Origin of the sequence: Rhodococcus sp. NyZ502, from assembly GCF_041464245.1 — a bacterium.
Classification (GTDB): domain Bacteria; phylum Actinomycetota; class Actinomycetes; order Mycobacteriales; family Mycobacteriaceae; genus Rhodococcus_F; species Rhodococcus_F qingshengii.
This window is the reverse complement of the sequence record NZ_CP167155.1, coordinates 5,820,437-5,839,464: the sequence shown is the minus strand read 5'-3', so window position 1 is coordinate 5,839,464 and position 19,028 is coordinate 5,820,437. Positions and strand designations below refer to the sequence as shown.

The following is a 19,028-nucleotide window of genomic DNA, read 5'->3' as shown; positions in this document are numbered from 1 at the left end:
TGCTGGTGCGATGAATCCGGAGCATCGCCAACTCGATTACGGACTTCGATTCGACTGGGGGTTGCGCGGCGCCGAAGCGATTGCTGCCGGCGTCGATGTGGCAGTGGTGGTAGACGTTCTCTCGTTCACGACGACGCTGAGCGTTGCCGCCGACGCGGGAATCGACGTACTTCCCTTTTCCTGGAACGACGAGCGCGCGGTCGATTACGCGCGTGATGCCGATGCGGTCCTGGCGGTGAGGCGGAGCGTAGCCGCGGAGGGTCAGATCAGTCTGTCTCCCAAGACGATTCGCGAAGCCGAGGTGTCGAGTCGGCTGGTGCTGCCGTCGCCGAACGGGTCGACTATCGCGTTTGCGTTGGCATCTCAGGTTGCGGTGTGTGTCGGCGCTTCGTTGAGGAACGCTTCCGCCGTCGCGGATTGGATTGTGCACGAACATGGTTCGAGATCGAGGGTTGCGATAGTCGCGTCCGGTGAAAAGTGGCCCGGTGGAGAGTTGCGTCCGGCGGTGGAGGATCTGTGGGGCGCCGGTGCGGTTGTCACGGCGTTGACCGCGACTGGTTGGGAAGGGTCCCCATCGCCCGAGGCGCAGATGGCGGCGACTGCCTGGACGGCGGTGTCGGATTCGTACGAGGAACGGTTACGGGACTGCGCCTCAGGGCGCGAGTTGATCGTCATGGGGTTTCCACACGACGTCGCCATCGCCTCGGAACTCGACGACAGCGACACCGTACCTGTTCTCGAAGATCGTGTGTTTCGAGGTCAGCGCACCGGGCGTCGGTTGAACAAACTCCGCGCCCAGAGGTAGGAGAGGAAGGTGATTGCGACGCACCATCCGATCGCGAGTATCGCGTTGTTCCCGATGGCTTCGCCGAGAAGAAGTCCTCGAAGAGTCTCGATGATCGGAGTGAACGGCTGATACTCGGCAAACCATCGCAACACGGTCGGCATCGAGTCGGTGGGGACAAAGCCGCTTCCCAGGAACGGCAAGAGGATCAACACCATTGGAAGGTTGCTGGCCGTCTCGACACTCTTGCTGACGAGGCCGAAGGCGACCGACAACCAGATCATGGCGATGGAGACCAGGACGAGGAGTGCAAACGTCGCGGCCCACTCCACGAAGCCTGCAGTGGGCCGGAAGCCGACGGCTATCGCTACGGCGATGACGACAACGAGGCTCACGATCGTCTGAAGGAGGCTGCCGAGAACGTGACCGGTCAGGACGGACGTGCGCGTGATCGCCATCGTTCGGAATCGTGCAATGATCCCGGCGGTCATATCGGTTGCGACGGAGATGGCAGTACCTTGTGCCGCTGATGCCACGGTCATCAGAATGATCGCCGGTGCAACGTAATTGACGTACTCGGCTCGACCGCCACCGCCGGGGCCGAGGCCGTTCCCGAGCGTTCCGCCGAGCACGTAGACGAACAGCAGTAGGAAAACGACTGGCATTCCGACGAGCATCACCGTCATCGACGGATATCGAAGGATGTGTCGAATGCTGCGACGCAGCATGGTTTTCGAGTCCTGATAGGCAAGCGTCATGGTGGTCATCGCGCGTCGGTCCTTTCGGTGGCGGTCAGAGTCAGGAACACGTCGTCCAGGTCGGGTGTGTGCACGGAGAGTTCCTTGACGTCGATCGAGTGAGCGTCGAGTTGGTCGAGAAGAGAGCGCAGCGAGCGGACACCCCCGTCGCTGGGGACCTGGAGGACATAGGCGGCATCGTCACGTGATGATTCGTCGAAAACAGCTGCAGCAGAATCGAGCTGATCTCGGTCGAAGAAGTGAAGACGAATGTGGCCGCCGGGGATGTGCCGTTTGAGTTCCGCTGCCGTACCTTGGGCGACGATCCGTCCCTGATCGAGGACGGCGATGTGGTCGGCCAGTTGATCAGCTTCCTCGAGGTACTGGGTCGTGAGGAAGATGGTGACACCGCCCTCGACCAACTCCCGGATGATCTGCCACATGGTGCGTCGGCTCCGGGGGTCGAGACCGGTGGTGGGTTCGTCCAGGAAGATGATCTCCGGCCGCCCGATCAACGTCATTGCCAGGTCGAGCCGTCGACGCATGCCGCCCGAGTAGGTCGACGCCAGCTTGTCCGCGGAGTCGATCAGATCGAACTTCTTCAGGAGTTCTTCAGTGCGCGTTCGACGTTCGCCCTTGCCGAGATGGTGCAGGTCGGCCATGAGGAGAAGGTTTTCCTCACCGGACAGATAGTCGTCGACCGCTGAGAACTGCCCGGTGACGCCGATGCGCGAACGCACCGCGTCGGGATCGTCGGAAGGGTTGTACCCGGCGATGCGGATGTTGCCGCCGTCTGCCGGAACGAGGGTCGAGAGAATTTCCACGATGGTGGTCTTGCCGGCGCCGTTGGGGCCGAGGAGCGCAAAGACGGTTCCGCGGTCGACGGAGATGTCGATTCCGTCCAGTACCGTCTTGTCGTCGTAGGCCTTCTTCAGGCCCGTCGCGGTGATGGCTGGTTTACGGGACATCAGCGTTCCTTTCGCTAGATCTTCTTGTTGGATTCTTCTCGAGGCTCCGAACGTCGAATGACGATGTCGCCGTAGCTGGTGTGCGCCCGGACGTCTACCCGGCGTTCGGTCGAAGCCGGTCCGTGCGTGGCATTCATCTGGTTGTCGACGCGGCCGAAGGACGTATGAGCGTCGAATCGTGCGGCGGTTCCGGATCGAACGCCGATATGGATTCGCCCGGCGGCCGTCTTGGCGGATACGACTCCACTCTCGATGGTCTCGAAACGGATGTCGCCGTTGGCGGTTGCGGCGCTCGCGTCGGATTCGGCGTGCTCGACGGCGACACTGCCGTTGGCGGTCTTCGCCTTCAGTGCGCCGGTGATCGTGCCGATGTTGATGTCGCCGTTGGAGTTCTTGACCTCCGCGTTGCCGTCGACGCGGCCGATGCGGATGCTTCCGGACCCGGTGCTCGTGTCGATGTCACCGGCCACGTGCTCGACGATGATCGCGCCGGCCCCGGTGCTGACGTTGAGCGGCCCGGTGGTTTCCAGTGTGCAATCGCCCGCGGAAACCTTCACCCGTGATCGTCCGAGAGTGCCTTCGCTACGGAGGTTGGCAACTGCGGCAGTGCCTTCGAGTTCCGAGCCGGAGGGAAGCTGAACGGAGATGTCCACAGATCCTGTCTTCCCGAAGATGCCGAGGCCGCGCTGTTTCGGAGTCTTGATCTGCAGCCGGCCACCTGCGAATTCGACGCGTGTTTGTTCGGCGACTCGAACGTCGACCTCGCGAGACGAGTTGCTGGGCAACACTTCCACGACAGTGTCGTTGCGGCTGCTCGCCGTGATCCGGATGTGTGCGACTGCCACGTCGAAGTTCAAGGTGATGGGGTCAGGTGTGCTGAATGTAGGCATGGTGATACTCCCGATGAGGTTGTCTCGGTTGATGAAAGAGGGTGGTGCGAAAGATGAAGCCGGTGTCAGTGCACCCAGCCGCTGAAGCTTTCGGAACCTTGGGACGTGCGCTGTCTCGGAGTGCTTCTGTTCGCGCCGCCTTCCAGAGCCGTTGCAGCCGAGCGAACCAGCCACGCGTTGACGGAGATACCGGCTTCCCGGGCCGCCGCCTCGATCCGGTCTTTGAGGTCTTGCCCCAGCCGCAGGTTGATTCGAGTCATCGAGGCGTCGTCGGACTCCGTGACGGGGCGCGGTGCCGGAGTCGGGTCCTCTTCGACGGGGGCTGGAACCGGTTCACTGATGGCTGGTGCCACCACGAATTCGGGTTCGCGTCCCCGCAGGCGCAGGTCCACCGAACCCGGGGCGAGGTCACGCGTGATCTCGGCGGCTGCCGCAGACAATGCGTCGAGAAGGGTGAGTCGCACTGCTGATTCCAGCGGTGCGGTCAAACGATCGGCGAGTGCCTTTGCGTCTTCTCCGCCTGCTTCGGCCGCCACCGCGAGTTCGTGGCGAAGGTTGTCTACGTACGGTGTCAAGTCCATGGCATCACTATGGCACCACTTTGGTGCCACCGCAATAGTTTGGTGGCACATTCGTGTGAATTTGGTGAGAATTGCCAGGTCATCGGGGTGGTTGGCGATTCGGTCCGCGGCAGGCTGGCACACTCGTAGGGGTGAGTCCTGCCGAATCGAACCGCCGACGCCGCATCGTGCTCTGGATTGCCGGGGTGCTCGGCGTCGTGATCGTGGTTGGGGTGGTGGTCGTCGCGGTCGCACCATCGCGGTACCTGCCCTGGGACACGGCTGAGTTCCCGGCGGTGGACGCGAGTGCGCTCACGTCGGATCAAGGTCGGGTGCTCGAGCTACTGCAATCCGAGCATGAGCAGGACCGTCCGGGCACCTTCTATTCCGACGGCATCGACGAAGAGTGGTGCGCCGACTTCGTCAGCTGGATCATGAGGGAAGCGGGTCGACCGTTGTCCAACCCGAACTCCGGAAGTTGGCGCATCCCGGGGGTGTACACCTTGCAGGAGTATTACCAAGGGATCGGCGCGTACGCCGAGAACGGCAGCGGGTACACCCCGAATGTGGGTGATGTGGTGATCTACGACAGTTCGAGATGGGTCGGTCAGCACACCAACATCGTTGTGGCAGTGGACGGCAACTCTGCGATCACGGTTGGCGGCAACGAGTTCGGCAAGGTGCGGGTTCATGATCTGGACTGGCAATCCGACTCTGCCGTCGTGGGATTCGGAAAACTTCACCCCTGATCGTTGCTCTTCGGAGACAAGGCGAACCACCGCGCCGACGCACGTGCCTCGTCGCCTGCGTCGATGTGCAGCGTGTTCGTGCCGGTTCGCACGCTCACCTGCTCACCTCTCTTGATGGGCTGGGTGTACTCGAGGATCGCGCGAAAGGGCCCGCTTCGTAATCTGTCGGGCAGCGCATCTTCCACGGGCTGCCAGTAGATTGCGTTGTTCACGTGATCGAAGGGGTCGAAATCGCTCGAGCGCAACGGGAACGGCGTATCCGCTGACGGCGTCGTGTCCGGGGTCGGGTCGATCCACCGACGCCAGTGAAGATGCTGGTCCACGGCCGTTGATGCCAGGGCGGCGGTGAACTTCTCACTGATGGATGCCGGCATTCCCGTCTTCGGGTCGATGTTGATCCAGAACGCCTCGGTTTCGATCAACCCGCCGCCATCGGATCTGATGCGAACTCGCATCGAACACCACTTGTTCGACAGGCCTGAACACCAGCGCTGCAGATGAACTCGATCCGGCCAGACGACCGGTTCGAGTACATCGATCACCGTTCTTCGTACCATCCACAGCGGGTGTGTATCCATGGCGCCGCGGTCGACGAGATTGTCGAAGCCCGCGTCTTGGAGGTAGCGCGCGATCGCGTCGAGGCGCAGTTGTTTGTCGGTGTGGATGTCACCCGTACGCACCGGCCACGAGGCCTGGAAGATGCTTCCGGTTGTCGGTAGTTCGGCCATCGCTACGTGGTCGTCGACTTTTGTACGGTTCATCGGATGTGGGCTCCCGGTGTTCGCTTGGTTGGGTGGCTTCACGCTTGCGTTACCCGATGGTGGGATCTTGAACCATCGGAGTTCATCGTTTTCTGAATCCAGTTTTCGATGTACTGTCGCACGTATGGATATCGAGGGCGTAGATGTGGTGACCAACGTGGCGGTGCTTGCGAGGTTCGGGCATGCACTGTCCGACGAGACTCGGACACGGATACTGCTCGAACTGAAGACCGCACCGCGGTATCCGTCCGACCTCGCTGAAACGCTGGCTGTGACCAGGCAGAAGCTGTCCAACCATCTGGCGTGCCTGCGCGGTTGTGGCTTGGTGGTGGCCGTCCCGGAAGGGCGCCGGACCAGATACGAACTCGCCGATGTACATATCGGTCGGGCCCTCGACGACCTGCTCGGGGTCGTACTCGCGGTGGATCCGTCGTACTGCCCGGACAGCGAATCAGAGGGGTGCTGCTGATGGTTGCGCCCGTTGACGGTGTCGGGCTCTCGACTTACCGGCGTGCGCTCTTGTCGAGAAGAATTCGCATCTTCGTGGCGATCACGATCAGCTACAACGTCGTCGAAGCGATCATCGCGCTGGCGGAGGGCACACGGGTGTCGTCCGCAGCACTGTTCGGTTTCGGCCTCGATTCGGTGATCGAAGTGTCCTCGGCGGCAGCTGTTGCCTGGCAGTTCTCGGCGCCGGATCCGACGAGCCGTGAGAAGGCGGCACTGCGAGTGATCGCATTCTCGTTCTTCGGGCTCGCTGCGTATGTCTCGTTCGACGCGATTCGGTCGCTGTTCGGTCTGGGGGAAGCTCAGCACACGAGCGTCGGAATACTCTTGGCTGCGGTGAGTTTGGCGATCATGCCGGCCCTGTCCTATGCGCAACGCCGAGCCGGTCGGGAGTTGGGTTCGCTGTCGGCGGTCGCGGATTCGAAGCAGACGCTCCTCTGTACCTACCTTTCTGCGGTCTTGCTGGTCGGTTTGCTGCTCAATTCGGTACTCGGCTGGTCGTGGGCGGATCCGATTGCTGCACTGGTCATCGCCGTCATCGCGGTGAAAGAAGGCATCAACGCGTGGAAGGGCGATCCGTGCTGCCCGGTTGTGGCTGTGCCCGAGAGCGGTGACGAGTGCGACTGCTGCTGAGTGAACACAGGTTTTGTCGAGTGAGCACTCGCTGCGGTGCGTCAGAGCGGGTGTTCACTCGATGAAAGGCGTGCCGACTTCTGCGCGGCCCTTGATGTGCGCGGCGCGTTGCTCGAGAAGGCGCCGCAGATACGGGCCGACAGCCAACCTCAGCGCCAGGTGTCCGAGCGCCCCGAAGGGGGCCGTAACCGTGAAGCGGTCATGCATCCGCGTCCACCCACCCGGCTGAACGTCGAAGACATGCTCGTGCCGCATTGCGGCAAACGGGCCGCGGACCTGCTCGTCTGTGAACGAGTACGGACGGTTGTACTGCGTGATCCGGCTTGTCATCGAGAATCTCCACCCGAGATGCCGAGCAGTGAACGACACCTCGTCGCCCTCTCCCAGCGTCGATCTACCCGTACTCGGGACTGCCACCTCATCTGTTGCGCGGAGCGAGGCCGAGTGTTCGTCCATGTCGAGTTCGAGATCGAAGATCACCGCCGGTGGAGCATAGATATCGGTGATCACGACTACGGTGTGTTGCACAGTGCCAGTCTGCCAACATTGGTTTGCGATCCCGGCAAACGGGTACGGGTCGGTGACCTGCGGTTCATCCGCGACGGGTGATGTTTTCGCCTTCCAGCCCCTCGAGACTGAGTAAGGGAAGTGCATTCTGTCGAAAGGAACGCTGATGACTGCTCCACCGCGGGAACCCGCGAATCACCCTGTCCGGCAGGGTTTCGCGGTAGGTACGACGTTTGCAGCAGCAATTCTGCTGCTCACCGCAGGCATTGTCGCTCTGCTTCAGGGCATCGCGGCCGTTGCCGACAACAATCTGTTTGTCGTGGGTATCAACTACACGTACAAGTTCGACATCACGACGTGGGGTTGGATCCACATCATCTTGGGCATCATCGGGATCGTGGTGGCCCTCGGCCTCTTCACCGGTGCAGTGTGGGCCAGGGCGGCGGCAATCGTCATTGCGTCGCTCTCGATCATCGCCAACTTCTTGTGGATGCCGTATTACCCACTGTGGTCGATCCTGGTCATCGCGCTCGATGTCGTTGTGATCTGGGCGGTCGCGACCTGGGACAGGGACAGAGTCTAGGCACCGAACAACCCGAGAGCAGTTGGTCCCGACCGAGTCGACTCGGTCGGGACCATCGCTCGTGCGTGGGACATTTCGACAGGGTGTGGCTCGGATCAGTCTGGGAGTCGACGCATTTCGGCGACGGTCAGGCCGAGGGAATCGAGACGGGCCATGATGCTCCGCATAGCCGTGTGGTCCGCGACGGGTCCGTACAAACTGGTGAACCCGCCGGCGGCACTGGCGACACTGAGTTCAGGAAATGCGGCCTTGACGCGGTCCGACACTTCGCCGTCGATGAGGAATTGATACCGAGTGGGAGCATTCATCAGTATCCGCTCCATTTCGTAGGGCCATGAGGTTCGAGAAGGCAGCGCTCCGAGCCTCGAAATCGCATGTCGTCAAGTGCAATCGGCGTCGCTGCCCGATCCAGGACTCCGCATCCGTGGGATCCAGTCTTACTCCCGTACGCGCTCGGGGCGTCATCCCCTACGGGTGAATGTCGTCGCGGGTCCGTTCATCCCTTTTGTGTGAGGCTCCGTAGAGTCGCCACCCCTAGTGTCGACCGGGAGAGAGAAGAGGTCGGCATGGGATCTGTCATCGGGGATCTGTTACCCCTCGCGGTCGGCGTTGCGGTATCGCCGATCCCGATCATCGCGGCAATCTTGATGTTGTTGTCCAAGCGTGCCGGCAGCACGAGCGTCGGGTTCGCGCTGGGCTGGATACTGGGAATCGTCGTCGCCACCGTGATCTTCGTGCTTCTGTCCAGCAAGCTCGGTGACTCCGAAGGTGATCCGTCAGCGACAGTGTCGTGGATCAAGCTGGCGTTGGGTGTATTGCTTCTTGCGTTCGGAGTCAAGCAATGGCGCGGACGCGGAGGCGAGCACGAAACCCCGAAGTGGATGCACGCCATCGATGACATGACCGCTGTCAAAGGCCTCGGCTTGGGCTTCGCTCTGGCTGCGATCAATCCGAAGAATCTGATGATGTGTATCGCGGCCGGAATCTCGATCGGATCCGCGTCATTGGGCTCCGGAGAAGTTGTTGTCGCCATTCTGGTTTTCACGATCATCGCGGCCTGCACAGTGTGCGTGCCCGTGATCGGCTACCTCGTTGCCGCGGAGCGACTGCGTGGTCCGCTGGCCAAGCTGAAGGTGTGGTTGCAGGAAAACAACGCCACGGTGATGAGTGTGTTGATCCTGGTTATTGGTGTTGTTCTCATCGGCAAGGGCATCGGCGGTCTCTGACAACTGGAGGTAGTTATGGGATCGCTGCTACTGCAACAGATCCCGCTGGCGCTCGGGATCATCATGAGCCCGCTGGCGGTTGTCGCCGTTGTGGCCGTACTGTTTTCCGAACGAGCGCGTATCAACAGCATTGCGTACTTGATCGGGTGGTATCTCGGAATAGTTGTCGCGCTGGCCGGTTCGTACGTCATCTTGACCGCACTCCAGGTTCATCAGCGCACACACCCTCCGCTGTGGGTGCCCATCATCCATCTCGTTCTCGGGGCAACTCTGCTGGCGGGTGCCTGGTTCGTCTACTCACGCAGTCGTCGCGGGGTTCAGGCGATGGCGGCTGCAGTTGCCCCTGGCGACGTTGTGGCTGCGGCCCCTCAGCTGCCGAAGATGCTGCAATCGGTTGAGCACTTCCAACCAATGCGATCCGGTGTGCTCGGTTTCGCGCTGTTCGTTCTCAACCCCATCGACATGTCGTGTGCCATCGCAGCAGCGATGAACCTTCGTCTCAGCACCGTGGCACCGACGTCGCAGATCGTCTCGGCCGTGATCTTCTCGTTGGTGTCCGTGACCTCGGTCGCGGTACCTGTTGCCCTCCTGCTGATCAAGAAGGACGAGGCAACCGAACCGCTGCTGAAGATCCGCACCTGGATAGCCACCAACACGCACTTGCTGAACGTCGGGCTCCTCGTCCTGATCGCGGCGATGCAGATCAGTAAAGGGGTGCAAGGACTATGAGTGCTCCGCACACGCGGACCTGGTGGGTCTTCGGATCGTTGTCCGACTATCAACGCGCTTGGCTTCGCCCCGACATCATTGCGGGCCTTACGGTGTGGGCTGTCCTTGTTCCGGAAGCGCTCGCGTACGCCACCATCGCCGGAGTTCCGCCGGTGGTCGGGCTTTATGCTGCGGTTCCGTCATTGATTCTGTATGCAGCAGCCGGCAGTTCGCGCCATCTGATCGTCGGGCCGATGTCGGCGACCGCAGCGTTGTCCGCGGCGATGATTGCGCCATTGGCTTCAGGAAACGACGGCCGATTCATCGCGCTGTCGGCGGCATTGGCGATCGTGACCGGGCTCGTCGGACTGCTCGCAGGATTCATGCGCCTCGGATTCATCGCGTCCTTCATCTCCGAGCCGGTTCTCAAGGGATTCATCGTCGGTCTGGCGCTCACGATCATCATCGGTCAAGTACCCAAACTCCTGGGCGTGGACAAGGGGGAGGGAAACTTCTTCGTCCAGACGTGGACAGTGGTGAAGGAACTGGGTGAGGTCGACCTACCGACCGTGATCATCGGATTGCTCAGCCTGGCAATGGTCCTGGGCGTCAAGCGATGGCTTCCGCTCGTACCGGGTTCGCTCCTCGTCGTGCTGCTGGGCATTACCGCAGTAGCGTTGTTCGGCCTCGACGATCGTGGCATCGACATTGTCGGACACATCGACTCGGGCCTGCCGTCGATGGGTCTGCCGAGTGGTGTGGGAGCCGAGGACTACCTCGACCTGGTCGGACCGGCGGTCGGCGTTCTGCTCATCGGTTTCGCCGAAGGTCTTGGCGCTGCAAAGACATACGCGGCCAAGGCCGGCTACACCATCGACGCGAATCGTGAACTGGCAGGACTGGGTGCGGCCAATCTCGGATCGGGTCTCTGCTCGGGAATGGTGGTCAACGGCAGCCTGTCGAAGACCGCCGTCAACGGAGGAGCGGGCGCCAAATCTCAGGTCAGCGGACTGGTGGTCGCGGCACTGACGCTGGTGACACTGCTGTTTCTCACCGGCCTGTTCGAGAAGTTGCCAGAGGCGACGCTCTCGGCTGTGGTCATCGCAGCAGTGATCGAACTGGTCGATTTCTCCTCTCTCGCAGCGCTGTACCGGGTGTGGACGAAGAGGTTGGGCAGTATCTACGGGCACGCTGCCCGGGCCGATTTCGCCGCGGCGATCGCGGCGATGTTCGGGGTTCTCCTCTTCGACACGTTGCCCGGTCTGATCATCGGAATCGCCGTCTCGATGTTGCTGCTCCTGTATCGAGTCTCCAAACCGCACGTGGCTGCTCTGGCCAAGGACGGCACGCGCTGGGTCGACATCAGTGGGCATCCTGATCTGAAGACACTCGACGGCGTCGTAGTGGTCAGGGTCGAAGCGGGGATGTTCTTCGCCAATGCCGATCACGTGCGTGATCAGATCACCGGTCTGGTGACCGCCGGCACCACCATGGTCGTTCTCGACGCCGAGACGTCACCGTTCATCGACGTCAGCGCTGCGCAGATGTTGGCTCAGCTTCGAGATTCGTTGGCACGCAGGAATGTGAGCTTCCGAGTGGCACGCGACATCGGGCAGTTCCGCGACGTTCTGTCCGGTGCCGACCAGGGCGCGCTGAAGGTCGACGTCTATCCGACCGTCTCGCAAGCGCTTGCAGGTCGAGACAACACCTCAGCGTGATGTCCGAAGCCAGATTCCCAGGGGACCGGAATCTTTGGCCACTGATCCGACGATCGACGACGCGACAACCACGATGGCCGAGAAGATGAACAGCCAGCCGATGACGGTGAACATCACGCCCAGAAGACCGAACTCGTCCTGCGACGTCTTTGTCATTCGGGGGAGGAAAAGAGTGCCGGCCACGTGCAGTCCGGTCAGGCCCGTCGCGGTGAGCAATCCTGACCCGACGCACATTCGAGTGGTCATGCGATTGGCCGTCAGCAGCATGGGCACGGCTGTCCACACGAGTGCCCACACGACGTAGACCGCTGTGAATTCCAGGACTCTGCCAACTCCCGGAACGCCATTCAGCTCACGGCACAGGGCCGCACCGACCACCGACGCGGCCACGACGCACACTACCGCGAACCACCGCCACGCCTGACGGAGTGTCGCCGTCGGCACGCTCCAGATCCGTCCGTACATCCGGCCGAGAGCGCGAGCGTAGGACGTGGAACTGATCAGCAGCATGAGCAAGCCGACAATCCCGAACGCTGCCGCGGTAGAGGTACTGGTCAATACGGTGTCGGGGAGTTGGACGCCGAGGTCGTCTTTGGCGGCATCAGCCAACGGCTTCAGCTTCTCCAAGGTCGACGCTGCAATCATGACCGGGAGCAATGACGTAAAGGCCTGGGCCGCCAAAGTCATGGCGCTGTCCACGAGCCCGACTTCGAAGACCCCGATGGTTGCATCAGTCGCCAACCGTCGACTGGGTGTACGTCTCGCCCACACGGTCAATCGATCGCGCGTATCGGAATACAGCTTCGGGGGCATGGAAGCAGTCTTGCTCAGATGAGTCCGCCGCGTCGCGCAGCCTTGAGCGCGTCGCGTCGGTTGCTCACTTCCAACTTGCGATAGATCCCGCGAAGATGCGTCTTGATGGTGTTGACGGAAAGGAACAGCGTGTCGGCAATGGACTCGGTGGTGTCTCCGGAAGCCAGTTCACGGAGCACGGTGTATTCGCCTGGCGTGAGGATCGGTGCACTCACCAATTCTTGTGGGCGAATGCGGCTACGTACCTGTTCGGCAAATGCTTCCTGATCGCCGAAATGTCCACTGAACTCGTCGAACACCGGCCGCAGGGATGCGCCGTAGTCGAGGAAGGGGCGTAGCAGGCTACCGGCTTCCGCGGCGCGCAGCGCTTTGTGGAGGGAGCGAAACGACTTGCGCTCGTGACCTGTTGCAGCGTGGATCCCGGCTTCGAGTGTCCAGGCGTAGACGTGATGTGCGAGCAACGGGATTTCGGAGGACCCGAGAGCTTCGGAAACTTCGACGAGTGCTTCCGCGAACTTGTTGGACGAGAAGGCGACGGCACCCCGTGCGAGATGTATCTCCGACGTTTCTCCGAATTGATCGGCTGCGTCACGCACGAGTCTCGCTGCCCATTCCACCTCGCCGACGGAAAGGCATGCGTGGACGACGGGTGGTAGAAGAGCCAAGGTCGCGAACGCGAAGGTACGTAATTCGATCGCGCTGAGCATCGCGTCGCGGACATCGGCGGCGGTCGAGCGTCGGTCGGTCGAGCCGTCGAGACTGTGAAGGCCGAAGGTTACGACGGAGTGCCACCCGAACACCGGCGCGCTGGCGCCGAGAACGTCTGTGCTCCGGTAGTTTCCGATTGTCGGGATGCGGTACGGGAGTTCGCTCGAAGCGGAGAGATATGTGGCAAAGGCGGCCACCGACGCGGACAACTCGTACTCCGCAGTCGTCGTGATGCGATGTTCGACCGCGTAGTCGAGAGCGTAGACGGAGTGAGCCCTCATCGCCCCGATGTCTCCGCTGAGAGAAGCTACGTAGCCCAGTCCGGTCAGCGACTTCAAGACGAATCGCGCCCTGCCCCGTATTGTCCCGAGTGCGACGGCTTGAGTGTATTCGACAGTCGCCCTGTCGAACTCACGTCGCAGTAAGTGTGCCGTCGCCAATTCCATGTGTGCGTAGGCTTCGATGTCGGAGTGGGTGCTTTTCTGGCGCCGCTCCAGACGTGCCGCCAGCGGCTCGTTGTCGGAAGTCGCCGTAACGCAGGAGATTTCCAGGCTCATCGCCAGGAACAATGGATCTTCTGCAATCGGTGGATGAGTTGCCTCGAGAAGATCGAGGCACGTGGTCGCCGAGGTCACGTCACCGGAGTGGAGGGCGGCCGCCGCCAGCACCAGTCGGGTGATCGGGGATTCCGAAACCTGCGTCGACACCGATTCCAGGACTCGCACGACGTCCCCGCAGTGCCCGTCGAGTACGAGGCCCAGCCCGCAGCGTTCGAGAAACGCGAGAATGCGGTGTGGGTCTCCGATCGACACCTCGAGTTCGAGCGCCTCGAGTTCGAAGTGATTGCTTTCGAACCAGCTTGCTGCTCGCAGGTGTACGCGGTTTCTCTCGACGTGATCGACGCGACGGAACTCTGCCCGAAGGTGCTCGCGCAAGAGAGGGTGATAGCTGAACCACGTTGTGTGGTCGGCGGAATCGGTACGGGTCACGGGGAAGTTGAACTGAATCAGCGAGTCGATCTCGGATCGAGCGTTCGAGTCCGTCAGAGTTTCCGCCAGTTGGGCGGAGAAAGAATCGACTACCGATGTTCGCAACATGAACGAGGTGACATGTTCGGGCAAGGACGTCAGTACCTCGTCGACGAGAAAGTCGGCGATCGGGCGGGGTGTGTGCGTGAACTCGTCCAGTGCATCGCCGATGTCACTGCGGCCGGCCAGAAACGCGGCGGTCAGGCGAACGACGGCGCCCCACCCCTTGGTGAAGTTCTCGACGATTGCGAGTTCGTCGTCGCGCAGCGTGATGTCGTACTCGCCGAATATCGCGGTGATCTCGGAGCGATCGAAAGCGAGATCGGTGGATGCAAAGCGGGTGAGTCGGCCGTCGAGAGCCAGACGATGCCACGTGAGCGGTGGTTCGTAGCGGGCGGCAACGATAATCGACAGGTTGCCCGGGGTCTGTGTGAGTATCCGATCGAGGAGACCGATCGACATCGGATCGTGGAGGGTGTGAACGTCGTCGAGGATCAACGTTGTTCGGCGCTCGTGCGTTTCGAGGGTTTCCGCAAAGTGCGCGAGCCACTGCTCGACGGGCGGCCTGGATCCGGTCTGCACGGGGAGCCTCTGGCCGGCCGCATCGACGGAGGTCGCGATCGCCTCGGCGAGGGATTCACACAGTATCGACACGTTGTTGTCGCGCTCGGCCAACGTCAGCCAGGCCAGCGCAACATCAGGGGAGGCTCGAGAATATTCGCGAGCCCAATCGGCCAGAAGTAGGGTCTTCCCCGCACCGGCCGGAGCCGAGAGCAACCCGACAGGCCCGGGGCCTGAGCCTTTGGTGGCAGTGGATGCGGTGAGTTTGCGGTGCAGGCGCGGACGCGCGACCAGTCCTTTCACGGCAGTTGGCGGGTGAAAACGACCGTTGAGTGCGGCGCCTGGCACGTGCGCTTGCCCGACGCGGTGAGACGCGTCGAGCGTTACTGCAGCGGCATCACGAAATGGGCTGCTCATCCGACTCCTGTTCGACTGGCTGCACTGGACGTGACCGCTGGATCGAAATTTTGAACGAGTTAGATGATGTGAAACTACCCAATTCGGACACCAAATAAGCGTCCAAGTCGAAAATTCGGACCAAAGTCCCTGATTTAGTGGAGTGAATTTCGAACAATGAATGGTGTCGCCAGTTCTACCGCCCGAACGGCGGGGTGCGAGCAAACCTCGAATAGCGGTCGAATACCTTTTCCAGGCCCACGAGATCCGGATCTGACAACAAGGCTGCCAGAAGTACACGTGCCTGCCCGGCTCGAAGATCGGTGGAAAATACAGCGCCTGCGGCGATCAAGTCGTGCCCGCCACCACCGCCACCGTAAACCGGGGAGATTGGCCCCGAGGGCACCCGAGTTGTCACGGCTACCGGAATGTGAGCGCCGACGCAGTCTCGTACGGCCTCGACTATCGTCGGATTGGCATTTCCCGAACCGAGTCCGTCGAGAACAAGTCCCTGCGCCCCGGCGTGCACGCAGGCGTCGATCTGTACGCGGTCTGCCCCGGGATACACGGCGATGATGTCGACGCGGGTGTCCGAAATCGGATGCCACGGCAATGGTTCGGGAGTGCGCAGCAGGAGCGGATCGATGTGCACGCGGCGGAAGGCATCGAGTGCCGTCGTATCGGACTTTCGCGTACCTGCGGCTGGATGGACCGAACCGCCGAAGGCGATGAGGACACCACGCCCGTGTGACGAGATGTCCAGTCCGGCTGAGATCGCCGCGGCGAGATTCGAACGAGCGTCGGATTCGGGATGGTCGAAAGTGCGCTGCGCGCCGGTGAAGACCACCGGGCGTTGGTCGTCGTGGTGCAGGTCCAACAAGAACGCAGTTTCCTCCATCGTGTCGGTGCCGTGAAGCACGACCACCGAGTCGAGTCCGGGATCTTTCAATTGATCGGCTACGGCGTCGCGAACACGATCCATGTCCGCGAAGGTCATGCTCGAGCTGTCCTTCGACATCACGTCGACGACTCGAAGCTCGATGTCGGTCTGCTCGTTGCCGACCAGATCTGCACCGGTGATTGCGGGCCGGCTGATTCCATGCGCATCCCGGGTGCTGGCGATGGTGCCACCGGTAGTGACAACTGCGACTTTCGACACTGTGGTCCTTTCACGTCAAGCTGCGGGGTGGTGGATGGCCAACTCGCGAATACGATTCCTGGCGGCGTACCAACCAATCATCAAGAGCGGTGCGATGATCGCGATGGATCCGACGGTCCACGTTCCAACAGGGTTGTCGAATGCCATCAACACGATAACGACCGCAAGAAAGACCAGTGTCGCGATCCCGGTGTACGGTGCGCCGAATACGCGGAAGGAAGGGCGAGTGACTTTGCCTTGTTTCGCAAGTTGCCAGAGCCTCAACTGGCACAGCACAATTACCGCCCATGCACTGATGATGCCCAGTGCCGCAAGATTGAGGACTATTTCGAAGGCTTGCGCTGGGACAACAGCATTGAGCCCGACGCCGAACAGGATGACCACGCCGGTGAGTGCGATTCCCCCGTACGGCACTCCGGCTTTGTTCATTCTGGCAGCGAAGGCAGGCGCCGAACCGGCCGTCGCCATCGAATGGAGTATTCGTCCGGTCGAATACAATCCGGCATTGAGGGAAGACAACGCCGCCGTGAGAACGACCAGATTCATGATCGCATCTGCGCCTTGGATGTTGATCGAACCGAAGAATGTGACGAATGGACTTTCACCGGCGTGGTATTCGGTGTACGGGAGCAACAGTGAGAGCAGCAGGACCGACCCCACGTAGAAGACGAGGATCCGAATGATCACTGTGTTGATCGCCTTGGGTATCACCTTCCGGGGATTTTCGGTCTCTCCAGCCGTGGTCCCCACGAGTTCAATTGAAGCGTAGGCGAACACGACGCCCTGAATCACCACGACTGCCGGCAGTATTCCGTTGGGGAACAGCCCACCGTTGTCGGCGATCAGGCTGAATCCGGAGGAATGCCCTTCGATGGGCGTGCCGAAGAGTACGAAATAGACACCGAACCCGAGGAATGCGGTCAAGGCCACGACCTTGATCAACGCGAACCAGAACTCCAACTCTCCGAAGACTTTCACGGACACGAGATTCAGTCCGAGAACCAGCAACACCGCGATCAGAGCGAACATCCACTGATCGATGTGTCCCAGTGGCGCCCAGTACTTTTTGAAGAAGTTCATGTACAACGCCACAGCCGTGACGTCGACCACGGCAGTCATTGCCCAGTTCATCCAGTACAACCAGCCCGCAGCGAAAGCCATCTTTTCGCCGAAGAATTCGCGTGCGTAGGAAACGAAGGATCCGGAGGTCGGTCGGTGCATCACCAGTTCGCCGAGTGCCCTCAGGATCAGGAACGCGAAGAATCCGCACAGCGCGTACACGAGAACCAAGGCCGGGCCCGCCTGTTGTAGTCGCCCTCCCGCACCCATGAAAAGGCCGGTTCCGATCGCACCACCGATCGCGATCATCTGAATTTGCCTGGGGCCGAGCGCTTTCTGATACCCAAGATCCTCCTCAGTCGCAGCTTCGGCGCGGCCTGTCTCTTCCCGTTCGACGGTCATCAAACCTCCTCCGCAACAGCGGTGGCATGAGGCTTCTCGCCCGAAACGCGGAGATTGGCGAGATGTTCGGGGCTGAGCAACCGATCGAGTTCCTCTCGGTCGAGCAGGCCGGCTTCGATTACGAGATCTGCGACGCGACGCCCGGAAATCAACGCCTCCTGGGCGATCCGAGTGGACGCGGTATATCCGATGTAGGGGTTGAGCGCGGTGACGAGGCCGATGGAGTCTTCGACTCGGGCGCGCAGCAGTTCGGTGTTAGCCGTGATGCCGAGTACGCACCGGTCCGCCAAAATGCGGCAAGCCGCACCGAGGTGTCGCATTCCTTCGGACAGTGAGTGCACGATGATCGGCTCGAAAGCGTTGAGTTGGAGCTGACCGGATTCCGCAGCCATCGTGATCGTCACGTCGTTGCCGATGACTTCGTACGCGACCTGATTGAGGACTTCGGGAATGACAGGATTGACCTTGCCCGGCATGATCGACGAACCTGCCTGCACCGGTGGAAGATTGATCTCGTTCAATCCCGCTCGCGGGCCCGAAGAGAGCAGTCGGAGATCGTTGCACACCTTGGACAACTTCACAGCGACCCGCTTGAGGACGCCGGAGAGGTGGACGAACTGGCCCACGTCTTGGGTCGCTTCGACCAGATCCGTTGCCAACACCAGCGGCAGTCCGGTCAGTGCGCCCAGGTCGGAACAGGCCACCTCGGCGTAGCCGGCGGGTGCGTTGAGGCCAGTGCCGATAGCAGTCGCGCCGAGGTTGATCTCGTGAACGAGAAGAGCGGCCTCAGCCAGACGCGCCCGATCCTCCTCGATCATGACCGCGTAGGTCCCGAACTCCTGACCCAGAGTCATCGGCACGGCGTCCTGCAGTTGGGTGCGTCCCATCTTCACTGTGTCGGCGAACTGAAGAGATTTGGTCGTGAATGCGTTCTGGAGTGTAAGAAGTGCATCCAGCAGGTCATCGATCGCGAAGATCGTCGAGATATTCACGGCCGTGGGGTAGACGTCGTTGGTCGATTGGCTCAGGTTCACGTGTTCATTGGGGTGAAGCCGTTCGTAGTCGCCGCGCTGGTGGCCGAGGATTTCCAACGCGCGATTGGCGATGACCTCGTTCGCATTCATGTTCGTCGACGTGCCGGCGCCACCCTGGATGACGTCCACCACGAACTGTTCGTGCCACCGCCCGTCCACGATCTCCTTGCATGCCTGTGAGATGGCCTCCGCGCGCGGGCGGTCGAGGATGCCCAGCTTTTCGTTTGCGCTGGCTGCGGCCCACTTGACGTAAGCGATGCCGCGGATCAGATGCGGGTTCGTGGCGATTGTTCGACCAGTGATCGGGAAGTTCTCCATTGCGCGCAAGGTGTGGATACCCCAGTACGAATCGGCTGGAACCTCGCGATCGCCGAGCAGATCGTGTTCTGTTCGCGTTTCGAGCACTTGATCAATTCCTCGTGTCTCTTCGCGCAAGCATCACTCTGCGCGGTGGGTGTATTTCGGGATCGCAGCGCTGACGGTCGAGTAGTAGTCCCGCCCAGCTATCGGGCTATCAGGCTGTCTGACAGGTGTAAT

The 19,028-nt window shown here is 61.3% G+C and carries 20 protein-coding genes; 8 read left to right on the top strand and 12 right to left on the bottom strand.

Annotated features, from left to right (window positions below):
* Window positions 1-10 precede the first annotated feature (10 nt).
* Window positions 11-805, top strand: coding sequence for a 2-phosphosulfolactate phosphatase (locus ACBG85_RS27070; protein WP_050655014.1), 795 nt, complete (start codon window positions 11-13; stop codon window positions 803-805).
* Here ACBG85_RS27070 and ACBG85_RS27065 read toward each other — a convergent pair.
* The 4 genes from ACBG85_RS27065 to ACBG85_RS27050 all read right to left on the bottom strand — a co-directional run bounded on the left by ACBG85_RS27065 (window position 760) and on the right by ACBG85_RS27050 (window position 3,960).
* A complete protein-coding gene (locus ACBG85_RS27065; RefSeq protein ID WP_054780764.1) occupies window positions 760-1,551 on the bottom strand; it encodes an ABC transporter permease in 792 nt (263 codons plus the stop codon). The genes ACBG85_RS27070 and ACBG85_RS27065 overlap by 46 nt on opposite strands.
* Window positions 1,548-2,489, bottom strand: a complete 942-nt coding sequence (locus ACBG85_RS27060; RefSeq protein WP_372025503.1) for an ATP-binding cassette domain-containing protein — start codon at window positions 2,487-2,489, stop codon at window positions 1,548-1,550. Before ACBG85_RS27060 ends, ACBG85_RS27065 begins: the two co-directional genes overlap by 4 nt.
* Before the next feature lie 14 nt (window positions 2,490-2,503).
* Complete coding sequence (locus tag ACBG85_RS27055) at window positions 2,504-3,379, bottom strand: DUF4097 family beta strand repeat-containing protein (RefSeq protein WP_219467144.1); 876 nt, start codon at window positions 3,377-3,379, stop codon at window positions 2,504-2,506.
* A 65-nt stretch (window positions 3,380-3,444) separates the two neighbouring features.
* A complete protein-coding gene (locus tag ACBG85_RS27050) occupies window positions 3,445-3,960 on the bottom strand; it encodes a toxin-antitoxin system HicB family antitoxin (RefSeq protein ID WP_007730367.1) in 516 nt (171 codons plus the stop codon).
* A 131-nt stretch (window positions 3,961-4,091) separates the two neighbouring features.
* Here ACBG85_RS27050 and ACBG85_RS27045 point away from each other — a divergent pair, with 131 nt between their 5' ends.
* Entirely contained in the window at window positions 4,092-4,688 is a 597-nt protein-coding gene (locus ACBG85_RS27045; protein ID WP_003943124.1) for a CHAP domain-containing protein, read from the top strand.
* On the opposite strand, the gene ACBG85_RS27040 is transcribed toward ACBG85_RS27045, so the two are convergent.
* Window positions 4,679-5,449, bottom strand: coding sequence for an acyl-[acyl-carrier-protein] thioesterase (locus ACBG85_RS27040; RefSeq protein ID WP_003943026.1), 771 nt, complete (start codon window positions 5,447-5,449; stop codon window positions 4,679-4,681). The genes ACBG85_RS27045 and ACBG85_RS27040 overlap by 10 nt on opposite strands.
* A gap of 124 nt (window positions 5,450-5,573) precedes the next feature.
* Between ACBG85_RS27040 and ACBG85_RS27035 the strand changes: the two genes are divergently transcribed.
* Together ACBG85_RS27035 and ACBG85_RS27030 are read left to right on the top strand one after the other, a co-directional pair.
* A complete protein-coding gene (locus ACBG85_RS27035; protein ID WP_007730375.1) occupies window positions 5,574-5,918 on the top strand; it encodes a helix-turn-helix transcriptional regulator in 345 nt (114 codons plus the stop codon).
* Complete coding sequence (locus tag ACBG85_RS27030; RefSeq protein ID WP_207624041.1) at window positions 5,918-6,589, top strand: cation transporter; 672 nt, start codon at window positions 5,918-5,920, stop codon at window positions 6,587-6,589. Before ACBG85_RS27035 ends, ACBG85_RS27030 begins: the two co-directional genes overlap by 1 nt.
* A 54-nt stretch (window positions 6,590-6,643) precedes the next feature.
* Here ACBG85_RS27030 and ACBG85_RS27025 read toward each other — a convergent pair whose 3' ends face one another.
* Window positions 6,644-7,117 carry an SRPBCC family protein gene (locus ACBG85_RS27025; RefSeq protein WP_064688140.1) on the bottom strand — a complete coding sequence of 158 codons (474 nt, stop codon included), beginning with the start codon at window positions 7,115-7,117 and terminating at the stop codon, window positions 6,644-6,646.
* A 145-nt stretch (window positions 7,118-7,262) separates the two neighbouring features.
* Between ACBG85_RS27025 and ACBG85_RS27020 the strand changes: the two genes are divergently transcribed.
* Window positions 7,263-7,679 (top strand): hypothetical protein, encoded by a 417-nt coding sequence (locus ACBG85_RS27020; protein ID WP_003943077.1) that lies wholly within the window; start codon window positions 7,263-7,265, stop codon window positions 7,677-7,679.
* Window positions 7,680-7,774: 95 nt separating this feature from the next.
* Here ACBG85_RS27020 and ACBG85_RS27015 read toward each other — a convergent pair whose 3' ends face one another.
* Window positions 7,775-7,987 (bottom strand): hypothetical protein, encoded by a 213-nt coding sequence (locus tag ACBG85_RS27015; protein ID WP_003943015.1) that lies wholly within the window; start codon window positions 7,985-7,987, stop codon window positions 7,775-7,777.
* Between the two features lie 258 nt (window positions 7,988-8,245).
* Here ACBG85_RS27015 and ACBG85_RS27010 point away from each other — a divergent pair, with 258 nt between their 5' ends.
* From ACBG85_RS27010 to ACBG85_RS27000, 3 genes are read left to right on the top strand one after another with little or no spacing between them, the layout of a single operon-like run.
* Complete coding sequence (locus tag ACBG85_RS27010; RefSeq protein WP_007730384.1) at window positions 8,246-8,905, top strand: GAP family protein; 660 nt, start codon at window positions 8,246-8,248, stop codon at window positions 8,903-8,905.
* Between the two features lie 15 nt (window positions 8,906-8,920).
* Entirely contained in the window at window positions 8,921-9,634 is a 714-nt protein-coding gene (locus tag ACBG85_RS27005; protein ID WP_042451601.1) for a GAP family protein, read from the top strand.
* On the top strand, window positions 9,631-11,331 hold the full coding sequence (locus ACBG85_RS27000) for a SulP family inorganic anion transporter (RefSeq protein ID WP_328599546.1): 1,701 nt from the start codon (window positions 9,631-9,633) through the stop codon (window positions 11,329-11,331). Before ACBG85_RS27005 ends, ACBG85_RS27000 begins: the two co-directional genes overlap by 4 nt.
* On the opposite strand, the gene ACBG85_RS26995 is transcribed toward ACBG85_RS27000, so the two are convergent.
* The 5 genes from ACBG85_RS26995 to ACBG85_RS26975 form a co-directional block, all read right to left on the bottom strand.
* Window positions 11,323-12,144 carry a hypothetical protein gene (locus ACBG85_RS26995; protein WP_003942972.1) on the bottom strand — a complete coding sequence of 274 codons (822 nt, stop codon included), beginning with the start codon at window positions 12,142-12,144 and terminating at the stop codon, window positions 11,323-11,325. The two genes, ACBG85_RS27000 and ACBG85_RS26995, sit on opposite strands and share 9 nt — an antisense overlap.
* Before the next feature lie 14 nt (window positions 12,145-12,158).
* Complete coding sequence (locus tag ACBG85_RS26990) at window positions 12,159-14,858, bottom strand: LuxR C-terminal-related transcriptional regulator (RefSeq protein ID WP_372025499.1); 2,700 nt, start codon at window positions 14,856-14,858, stop codon at window positions 12,159-12,161.
* A gap of 175 nt (window positions 14,859-15,033) precedes the next feature.
* Window positions 15,034-15,996 carry an asparaginase gene (locus tag ACBG85_RS26985; protein WP_007730395.1) on the bottom strand — a complete coding sequence of 321 codons (963 nt, stop codon included), beginning with the start codon at window positions 15,994-15,996 and terminating at the stop codon, window positions 15,034-15,036.
* Between the two features lie 15 nt (window positions 15,997-16,011).
* Window positions 16,012-17,457: an amino acid permease gene (locus ACBG85_RS26980; protein WP_312638655.1), complete on the bottom strand. Its 1,446-nt coding sequence runs from the start codon at window positions 17,455-17,457 to the stop codon at window positions 16,012-16,014.
* Window positions 17,457-18,896, bottom strand: a complete 1,440-nt coding sequence (locus ACBG85_RS26975; RefSeq protein ID WP_050655022.1) for an aspartate ammonia-lyase — start codon at window positions 18,894-18,896, stop codon at window positions 17,457-17,459. The genes ACBG85_RS26980 and ACBG85_RS26975 overlap by 1 nt, the downstream gene beginning before the upstream one ends.
* Window positions 18,897-19,028 lie beyond the last annotated feature (132 nt).